Source organism: Pseudomonas sp. PME37.24/025 (assembly GCF_055556615.1).
In genome coordinates this window covers 66,179-75,034 of record NZ_JBVHNK010000021.1, presented here as the reverse complement: position 1 = coordinate 75,034, position 8,856 = coordinate 66,179, and the positions used below count along the sequence as shown (strand labels likewise).

Annotated in this window: 6 protein-coding genes; 3 read left to right on the top strand and 3 right to left on the bottom strand. The window is 58.9% G+C overall.

Annotated elements, in window-relative coordinates; translation table 11 throughout:
• Positions 1–171 precede the first annotated feature (171 nt).
• Genes ACZ3HH_RS28305 through ACZ3HH_RS28295 form a run of 3 tightly spaced genes read left to right on the top strand, consistent with a single transcriptional unit; the run spans position 172 to position 3,737 of the window.
• Positions 172–831 carry a paraquat-inducible protein A gene (locus ACZ3HH_RS28305; RefSeq protein WP_465809659.1) on the top strand — a complete coding sequence of 220 codons (660 nt, stop codon included), beginning with the start codon at positions 172–174 and terminating at the stop codon, positions 829–831.
• On the top strand, positions 818–1,441 hold the full coding sequence (locus tag ACZ3HH_RS28300; protein WP_367372954.1) for a paraquat-inducible protein A: 624 nt from the start codon (positions 818–820) through the stop codon (positions 1,439–1,441). Before ACZ3HH_RS28305 ends, ACZ3HH_RS28300 begins: the two co-directional genes overlap by 14 nt.
• Entirely contained in the window at positions 1,434–3,737 is a 2,304-nt protein-coding gene (locus ACZ3HH_RS28295) for a PqiB family protein (RefSeq protein ID WP_465809656.1), read from the top strand. Before ACZ3HH_RS28300 ends, ACZ3HH_RS28295 begins: the two co-directional genes overlap by 8 nt.
• 218 nt (positions 3,738–3,955) lie before the next feature.
• Here the strand turns inward: ACZ3HH_RS28295 and mksF are convergent, their stop codons facing one another.
• Genes mksF through mksB form a run of 3 tightly spaced genes read right to left on the bottom strand, consistent with a single transcriptional unit; the run spans position 3,956 to position 8,761 of the window.
• Positions 3,956–6,796, bottom strand: a complete 2,841-nt coding sequence (mksF, locus tag ACZ3HH_RS28290) for an Mks condensin complex protein MksF (RefSeq protein ID WP_465809654.1) — start codon at positions 6,794–6,796, stop codon at positions 3,956–3,958.
• A complete protein-coding gene (gene mksE, locus ACZ3HH_RS28285; RefSeq protein ID WP_201120505.1) occupies positions 6,793–7,494 on the bottom strand; it encodes an Mks condensin complex protein MksE in 702 nt (233 codons plus the stop codon). Before mksE ends, mksF begins: the two co-directional genes overlap by 4 nt.
• Complete coding sequence (mksB, locus tag ACZ3HH_RS28280; RefSeq protein ID WP_465809652.1) at positions 7,484–8,761, bottom strand: Mks condensin complex protein MksB; 1,278 nt, start codon at positions 8,759–8,761, stop codon at positions 7,484–7,486. Before mksB ends, mksE begins: the two co-directional genes overlap by 11 nt.
• Positions 8,762–8,856: the final 95 nt, after the last annotated feature.

Genomic DNA, 8,856 nt, shown 5'->3' with positions numbered 1-8,856 from the left:
GTGAGAGTAGGTCATCGTCAAGATTAAATTCCGAAACCCCTATCTGCGTATGCAGGTAGGGGTTTTGTTTTGTCCGCTGGAAAAAGCACTCTGGTGACAGCACAAAATTGCACAGTTATTTTTGAGTCAGGACACTAGAATAGGTCCAACTTTTTTGGAGCCAGAGCCTCTATGCCAGATCCGGTTGACGCCCCAGGGCTGTCAGATATACCGCTGGACGACTTGGTAGCGTGTCATGAGTGCGACTTGCTGATGCGCAAGCCAGAGCTTGCTCATGGTGAGAAGGCCATCTGTCCACGTTGCGGTTATGAGCTGTATGCCCATCGACACAATGTCGTGCAGCGCAGTCTCGCGTTGGTCATCGCCGCACTGTTGTTGTTTATCCCAGCGAACTTTTTACCCATCATGCAGCTCCATCTGCTCGGACAGTCGTCGCACGACACTGTCTGGAGCGGCGTTGTCGGTCTGTTCGATACGGGTATGCGAGGCGTAGCGGTCGTGGTGTTTCTCTGCAGCATGGGGATTCCATTGCTCAAACTGCTTTGCCAACTGGTTGTGTTGCTGAGTATTCGCTTCGATATCGGACGCAGTTACGGCTTGCTGCTCTACCGCATTTATCACCATCTACGGGACTGGGGGATGCTCGAGGTTTACCTCATGGGCGTACTGGTTGCGATCGTCAAATTGGCCGATATGGCAGCGATCACCGTAGGTCTTGGTCTGGCGTGTTTTATCAGTTTGTTGTTAGTCCAGGTCTGGTTGGAAGTGGTGATGTCGCCGCACCAGATCTGGCAGGCTCTATCAGGAGAAGATGCCCATGCGGGCGATTGATGCGGGCATTTTGATTTGTGCCGAATGCCACGAGTTGAACAAGCAGGAAGCTGATACGGATGAACAGGTCTGCACCCGCTGCGGTGCGCTGGTTCACGCCCGTCGCCCGAACAGCTTGATGCGTACCTGGGCGTTGTTGATCACAGGCGCGATTCTCTACATCCCGGCCAATGTTCTGCCGATCATGACCGTCAGTTCCCTGGGCCAGGGAGATCCTAGCACCATCATGTCCGGTGTGATCCAACTGGTTCAGCACGGCATGATTCCAATCGCGGCCGTGGTCTTTATCGCCAGTATTCTGGTACCCACGTTCAAGCTGGTGGGGATAGGTTTGCTGCTATTTTCGGTGCAACGCCGCCAGCCACTCTCGGCACGTCAGCGCATTTGGATGTACCGCTTTATCGAGTTCATCGGCCGCTGGTCGATGCTGGATATATTTGTAATCGCCATCCTGGTGGCGGTTGTCAATTTCGGACGGCTTGCCAGCGTCGAAGCCAATCTTGGCGCCATCGCCTTCGCCAGTGTGGTGATTCTGACGATGCTTGCCGCAGTAACTTTCGATCCCCGACTGATTTGGGATAACACGGAGTCGGACGACGACCATGACTGATTTGCCTAAAGCGAAAACCCGACCGGCCTCAAACTGGTCAGCCATTTGGGTGTTGCCCCTGATTGCCTTGATCATTGGCGGCTGGCTCGGCTGGCGTGCCTACAGCGAGACGGGCATCGAGATTCAGGTGCGCTTCGAAAGCGGTGAAGGCATTCAGGCCAACAAGACTGAAGTCGTCTACAAAGGCATGTCGGTCGGTAAGGTAAAAGCCCTCAAACTCGATGACGAAGGCAGCTCAAAAGGGGTAATTGCCACCATCGAGATGAACAAGGACGTGGAGCAATACCTCAGGACCAGCACGCGTTTCTGGCTGGTCAAACCGAGCGTGAGCCTGGCCGGTATCACGGGCCTGGAGACGCTGGTTTCGGGTAACTATGTGGCCGTCAGCCCGGGTGAGGGCGAGCCCACCCGCAAGTTCAAGGCCTTGGCCCAAGAGCCTCCGCTATCGGATGCCCAACCCGGCCTGCACCTGACCATCAAGGCCGATCGCCTCGGCTCGCTGAATCGCGGCAGCCCAGTGTTCTACAAGCAGATCCAGGTCGGTCAGATCAAAAGCTATGTGCTGTCCGCAGACCAGAATACTGTCGAACTCAAAGTCTTCATCGAGCCGACCTACGCCAACCTGGTACGAAAACATACGCGTTTCTGGAATGCCAGTGGCATCAGTATCGACGCCAACCTGTCTGGTGTGAAAGTGCGTAGCGAGTCCCTCGCCAGCATCGTCGCCGGTGGTATTGCATTTGCCACTCCAGAGAACCGCAAGGATAGCCCGCCCACCGATCCGAGCCTGCCGTTCCGTCTCTATGAGGATTTCGATGCGGCCGCAGCGGGTATTCGGGTCAAGGTCAAACTCAGCGATTTCGAAGGCTTGCAGTCCGGCCGTACGCCGGTGATGTACAAAGGCATACAGGTCGGCAATTTGAAAACGCTCAAGGTTGACCCGGACCTGTCCAGTGCGACCGCCGAGTTGACGCTCGACCCACTGGCCGAGGATTACCTGGTCACTGGTACCCAGTTCTGGGTGGTCAAACCGTCGATTTCGCTCGCCGGCATCACCGGCCTGGAAGCGTTGGTCAAAGGTAATTACATCGCCGTGCGCCCGGGCGACAAGGGCGGCGCACCGCAGCGCGAGTTCGAAGCACGGGCCAAGGCGCCGCCGCTGGATCTTCGTTCGCCAGGCCTGCACTTGGTGCTGTTCACCGAGAACCTCGGTTCACTGGAAGTCGGCAGTCCGATTCTCTACAAACAGGTCAAGGTCGGTTCGGTTCAGAGCTATCAATTCTCCCGCACCAAAAAGCAGTTAGTGATCGGGGTGCATATCGAGAAGGAATACGAAGGGCTGGTCAACGCCTCGACGCGTTTCTGGAATGCCAGCGGCATCACGCTCACCGGTGGGTTGACCGGCGGCATCCAGGTCAAAAGTGAGTCGTTGCAGAGCCTGATGGCCGGTGGCATCGCCTTCGAAACCCCGGAAGCCAAAGCGCCATTGCAAAAGCGTATTCCACGTTTCCGCCTGCATGCCAACCATGATGAGGCAACGCAGAAAGGCACTGTGGTGACGATCAAGGTCGATCGCGCCGATGGCCTGCGCAGTGGCACTCCGATTCGATTCAAAGGCCTGGACGTGGGCAAGATTGAGGACGTCGACCTCAGTGATGACCTTCAATCAGTACTGCTGACCGCGCGGATCACAGAAGTACCGGAACGTATCGCTCGGGTCGGCAGTCAGTTCTGGGTGGTCAAGCCTGAGCTCGGCTTGATTAAAACCTCGAACCTCGAAACTCTGGTCACCGGGCAATACATCGAAGTGCAACCGGCGCCGAAGAACCTCGGCCCGCAGAAGACCTTCGTGGCCTTGACCAATCCTCCGGAAACCGCCAAGGAAGAGGCTGGTTTAAGCCTGGTGTTGAGCGCTGCTCGTCGAGGTTCACTGAAGACTGGCGTCCCCGTCACCTATCGCGAAATAACGGTAGGCAAGGTGACCGGTTATGAGCTGGGCCAGACGGCTGATCGAGTGTTGGTACACATACTGATCGAGCCGAAATATGCACCGCTGGTGCGCAGTGGCACGCGGTTCTGGAACACCAGTGGTTTTGGTTTCGACTACGGATTGTTCAAAGGCGCAACCATACGCACTGAGTCGCTGGAGACGCTTGTTCAGGGCGGCATTGCTTTTGCCACACCGGATGGCGACCGCATGGGTGTTCCGGCGCGGCCTGAGCAAACCTTCCCGTTGTTCGACCAGTTCGAAGATGAATGGCTGACCTGGGCGCCGAAGATCGCAATCGGCAAGTAGTTTATCGGTGCCTGTGATGCTGCCTTCGCGGGCAAGCCCGCTCCCACAGGGATCTGCGTCGTACACAAATATTGTGTACACCACCAAATACTGTGGGAGCGGGCTTGCCCGCGAAGGGGCCATCAAGTTCACTGAAGCTTCAGGACGGGACACCCATAAATAAAAAAGGCCGCGATCCATTGGATCGCGGCCTTTTTGTTGGCTTGGATTAAGTCAAATCAGACTGCATCCAGCTCTGGCTCATCAGCTTGTACAACAACGGTTGCCTTCACTTCATCGTGGCGGCGGATGTACTTCCAGTCTGCCTCGTCGATGTAGATGCCGTTCGGGCCGCTGCCACCTTCCAGGTCGATGGCGACACTGGCGCAAACTTGCGGCTTCACACTCGCCAGAATCGGCACGAAGCCCAGTTGCAGGCTGGTTTCCAGCAGCGCTGCCTGGTTCTTCTCGTCGATGTCCGCCGCCTCGTCGAGGTAGTACGGCAGGCGCACGCGACCGGCTTGGTCGCGGTCCATCAAGTGCAGCAACAGGTACATGTTGGTCAGCGCCTTGATGGTCATCGTGGTGCCGTTGGACGCCGCACCGTCGATGTCGGTGTGGATCACCGGCTGGCCGTTGACCTTAGTGATCTCGAACGCCAGCTCGAACAGATCCTTGAGACCGAGTTGGTTGTGGTTCGCCGCCACCAGCCGCGCCAGGTATTCCTTGGCTTCTTCGTTCTTGTTGTCCTGATCGGCGCTTTGGCTCAGGTCGAAAACGGAAAGGGTCTCGCCTTCTTCGTACTGACCGGCGCTGTGGATGATCTGGTCAATGTGCTTGAGCGCTTCTTTGTTCGGCGCGAGCACGATGCGGAAGCTTTGCAGGTTGGAAACCTGACGCTTGTTGATCTCGCGGTTGAACAGAGCCAGTTGATGTTCGAGGCTGTCATAGTCGCTGCGGATGTTGCGCAGGGTCCGGGCGATGTCGGTGACCGCCGCACGGCGGGCCTTGCCGAGGGTCAGGGCTTCGTCGGTACGGTGTGCGTACGCGTTGATCAGCAGTTGCAGGCGACGCTCCATATCGTCTTCGCTGTCGAACTTGGCCACGCCTTTCAGGCGAACCTGGGCGTACAGCGCCTCGATCTGACCATCGCTGCGCATCAAACCTTGCCAGCTGTCCTGATAGTCATTGAGCAACGGCAGCAGGTTGTCCATGGAATCGTCGATCGGGTCCATGAACGGCGTACCGAACGGCAGGTCTGCCGGCAACAGCTGACGGCGGCGCAGCGCGTCGTCGAGGGTGCGTTGCTTGGCTTCCATGTCGCCGATCTGCCGGCCGACCAGTTGCAGCTTGGCCGACAGTTGCTGGACGCGTTCGGTGAAGGCGTCGCTGGAACGTTTCAATTCGTCCTGAGCGGCTTCCATCTGCGCCAGTTGCTCCAGCTTGTCGCCTTCTTCGGCGCTCAGGGTTTGTGCGCGGCGGAAATCTTCCAGGGCTTTCTGCGCATCCAGCACTTGCTGGTACAGCGCTTCGGTCTGGGTCTTGCTCGCGGCGCGGTCGGCGGCCACGGCTTGCTGGGTTTTCAGTTGCTTGAGTTCTTTGTCCAGACGCTCTTTCTGATCGCGCAACGCCGCGCGGTCAGCCAGGGCTTGCAGGGCTGGTGGCTCGATGTGCGAGATGTCGATGGACAGGCCCGGCACTTCGAAGCGCTCGCCTTTGAAACCATCGAGGATCAGTTCCATGGATTTGACCCACTGCCCGTCCTCGTCCAGCGTAATGCCATGCTCGCCCAGCGGCAGGCTGAACAGTGCGCTGTTGAACAGGCGCATCAGGCGCTCGACGTCCTGTTGCGAGAATTCCTCGCGCAGACGGGCATAGCTGTTGTTGTCGGCGTGATCGAGTTGTTGCTTGACCGACTTCAGGCGTTTTTCCAGATCCCGCAGACGTTCTTCCAGGTCTTCGGCGCTGAACTGTCGCGACTGGGCCAGTGCACCGGCCAGTTCGTCGTGCGCGTCCTTGGCGGCGAGCAGTTGCTGCTCGAGGACTTTGACGTCATCGACCAGGGCGAAGCGATGCTTGAGCACCGACAACTCGCCGAGCCAGCGCTGGATGCCGGTGATTTCCCGCTCCAGACGCATCAGCTCCTGAGTGCCGCCGCGTTGATCGTTTTGCAGCGCGTCCTGCTCGTTGCGATAGTGCTCGGCCTGAATCGTCAGCTCTTCCTTGCGCGCACTGGCGTAGTCCGACCAAGTGCCGAGCAAGGAATCGAGCAGCGGCGAGATCCGGTGCAGTTTGCCGCGCAGGATGTTGCGCTGGGTCACGCCTGCCGCGAGAGCTTCAACCAATGGACCGGCTGTGACTAGCGAGTTGTAGTCCTGCTCCATGCGGCGTACATCGCGGAACGCTTCTTCACACGCGGCGATGTAATCGACGCTACCGGAACGCAGGCTGTGTTCGAAAGCATCGAGGAACAACTGCTTGAGTTTGGCCGCGGTGATTTCGCGCATGTGCAGCAAGTTGATGAACAGGGCGCGGAAGGTCTTCAGGCTCTGCTCGCTGGTAGAGCGCAGCGGGATCAGCGTCAGGTCCAACGGAATCGACGTATGACCGCCAACCAGCAAACGACGCAGCTCATCCGGCTTGAGTTCGTAGGCTTTCAGGCCTTCGCGTTCAAGGTTGGTGAACAGTTCTTTCTGGCGCAGGCAGGTGTCGTTTTTCTGGTAATGGGCCAGATCGAGTTTGCCGGCATAGGCAAAGAACTGGTGACCGAAACCGCCGCCCGGGCCGCGTCCGACCACGCCGATCACGTGCGGGCCGTGGGGCAGGGAGACTTCCACCAGGATGTAACTGGTGTCTGAGGCGAAGTAGAAGCGCCGGGATTGCTCCAGGCTGTACTTGCCGAAACTCATGTCCGACATGCGCGCCAGAATCGGGAACTGCAAGGCGTTGATCGACGCGGATTTACCGAGGTTGTTCGCGCCGTAAACCGACAGCGGCTCTTCCAGCGGGAACAGGCCGAGGCTGTAACCGGCGGTGTTCAAAAGGGCAAAGCGGCGAATGCCGTAGCGTTCCTTGCTCATGCGTCGGTCTCCTGTTCTTCGGCAATGGCGCGGGCCATGGCGTCTTCTTCGCTTTCTTCTTCGAAGTCACTCAAGTCAAGCGGATCATCGGTTTGCAGCAGCTTTTCGTCACTGTCGTCGTCGATCAACACTGGCACCGGCAATGGCAGCACGCTGTGCAGACTGGCTGCCAGATCGCGGTCCTGCTGAACCGAGAGGCAAACGTCGAGGAAGCGGTGCATCGGCGGCAGGAAACGGTAGACGCCGTTTTCTTCGCCGGCGAAACCGAGTTGGGTCATGCGGCGCATGATTTTTTCTTCGAGTTCTTCGACGGTCTGCACTTCAGCCTGGATGAACAAGTCGCGGTACTTTTCCAGCAAGGAAGGCAGTTCATCGCGACCAAGGCTGCCGCCGTCGAGTACGGCGACCGGGTCACGGCCCTGATCCGCCAGATGCTCGACGAGGATGAAGGTGAACAGCGCCAGACGTTGCGCGGTCTTGTTCACTGCTGCAGCGGCGAGGTCCGGCACGAAGTAGTAGAAACCCCGGGTGTCGCAGACCAGTTCAAAGCCCAGTGCCTTGAACAGCGTGCGGTACTGGTCCTGGAAGTTCGACAGTTGCGCGTACAGCTCCGGATCGCGGCGGCTGACGTGGTAGCCCTTGAACAGCTCGCGAAAGATCGGCGCCAGCTGGGACAGTTCGGATAGATCAAGATGCATATGGAATGCTCGCGGAATTCTCGGCGGCGGTGTCGCCGGCCGAGAGCAGGGCGAAGGAGCGCAGGCTGACCTGATGCTCGTGAGTGTGGTAATCGCGGCGTTCCAGACGCTCGCGCTTGAAGCGTTTCTCCCGCGACAGGCGCGAGAACCAGTAGAGCAATTCGTCGGTGGCGCCGTCCGGCTCCTGCTCCAGAAGCCAGGTCATCAGGTCCGGCATCGGCAGGGCATCTTCGCAGCGTTCGAGCATCTCCCGAACCGTGCGTGGCGCGCGCGGGGCTTCGCCTTTCTGCGTCTTGTGGGCCTTGGGGAAGCGAGCTGGTTTCGGCTCGAAACGGGCCAAGGCGTACACGTAGGCTTCGACCTGACTGGCGCTGCCGAGGAAGGTGCTTTGCGGCCGGGTGAACATCGGCATTGCCGCTTGTGGCACCGCATCGATGCCTTTGCGACGAATGGCCGACAAGGCCAGCGCCGCGCCACGGGTCACGGCGTTGTGCCGGCGCGCTTCTTCACGCAGCGGCAGCAGCAGTTCACGGGCATGACGCAAGGTCAGTTGGGCGCTAGTCTGCATTTCGAGGATGCGCGCGTGGGTGCGCAGCAGCATGTCGTCATCGACCAGATGGCCGAGGCGCTGCTGTTCAGTGAGCATCTTCAGCAGGACGTTTTCGACCTTGCGCACACCTTGTTCGAAGGCGCCGTCGGCGTTCACCAACTGAATCATCGGTTCGACGTATTCATCCCAGGTCGCCAGTACTTCAGCGTAGCGTTGACGCAGCGGGATCTGCCGGTCGCTGGTTTTGGCTCGCTCGGCGACGGCCACCAGGGCCTGTTCGTCGTTGGCGAGTTTCTTCAGAACGTCCCGCACGCGCATGTCGAGCAGACGCAACTGGCGCGCCAGATCGTGGCCGTCGCGGATGTCGAAGGCGTCCTGAATGTAACCGGCCAGGCGCTCGAGATGGCGCAAATAGGCTTCGATTTCCAGACACAGGCCCAGACGGTGCTCACGGCGCAGGTAAGCGAGGAAGTCGTGGATCTGCGCATTGAGCTCGAAACGGTTCGGGCTTTTCGCCACGGGAACCAGAATGTCGAGGCGGATCCACACGTCCAGCAGGCTGGTGATGTCCTGCGGTGTACTGTCGAGTTGCTGGGCGGCCAGTTGCGTGCGCAGTTCGTTGAGGCTCAAGGTGCCTTGGTCGAAGTGCTCGCACAGTGGCTCCAGAAGTGCCCAGTGTTCAGCGAGGGCGCGCAAGACGCGCTTGGGTTCGATCATCGGAATGGCCGGCTGGTTGGCAATTAAAAGCAGCGATTGTACTGCATCACGCCCGTTGCGATTCACTCTCGGGACGGACAGTTGGCTTTCTATCG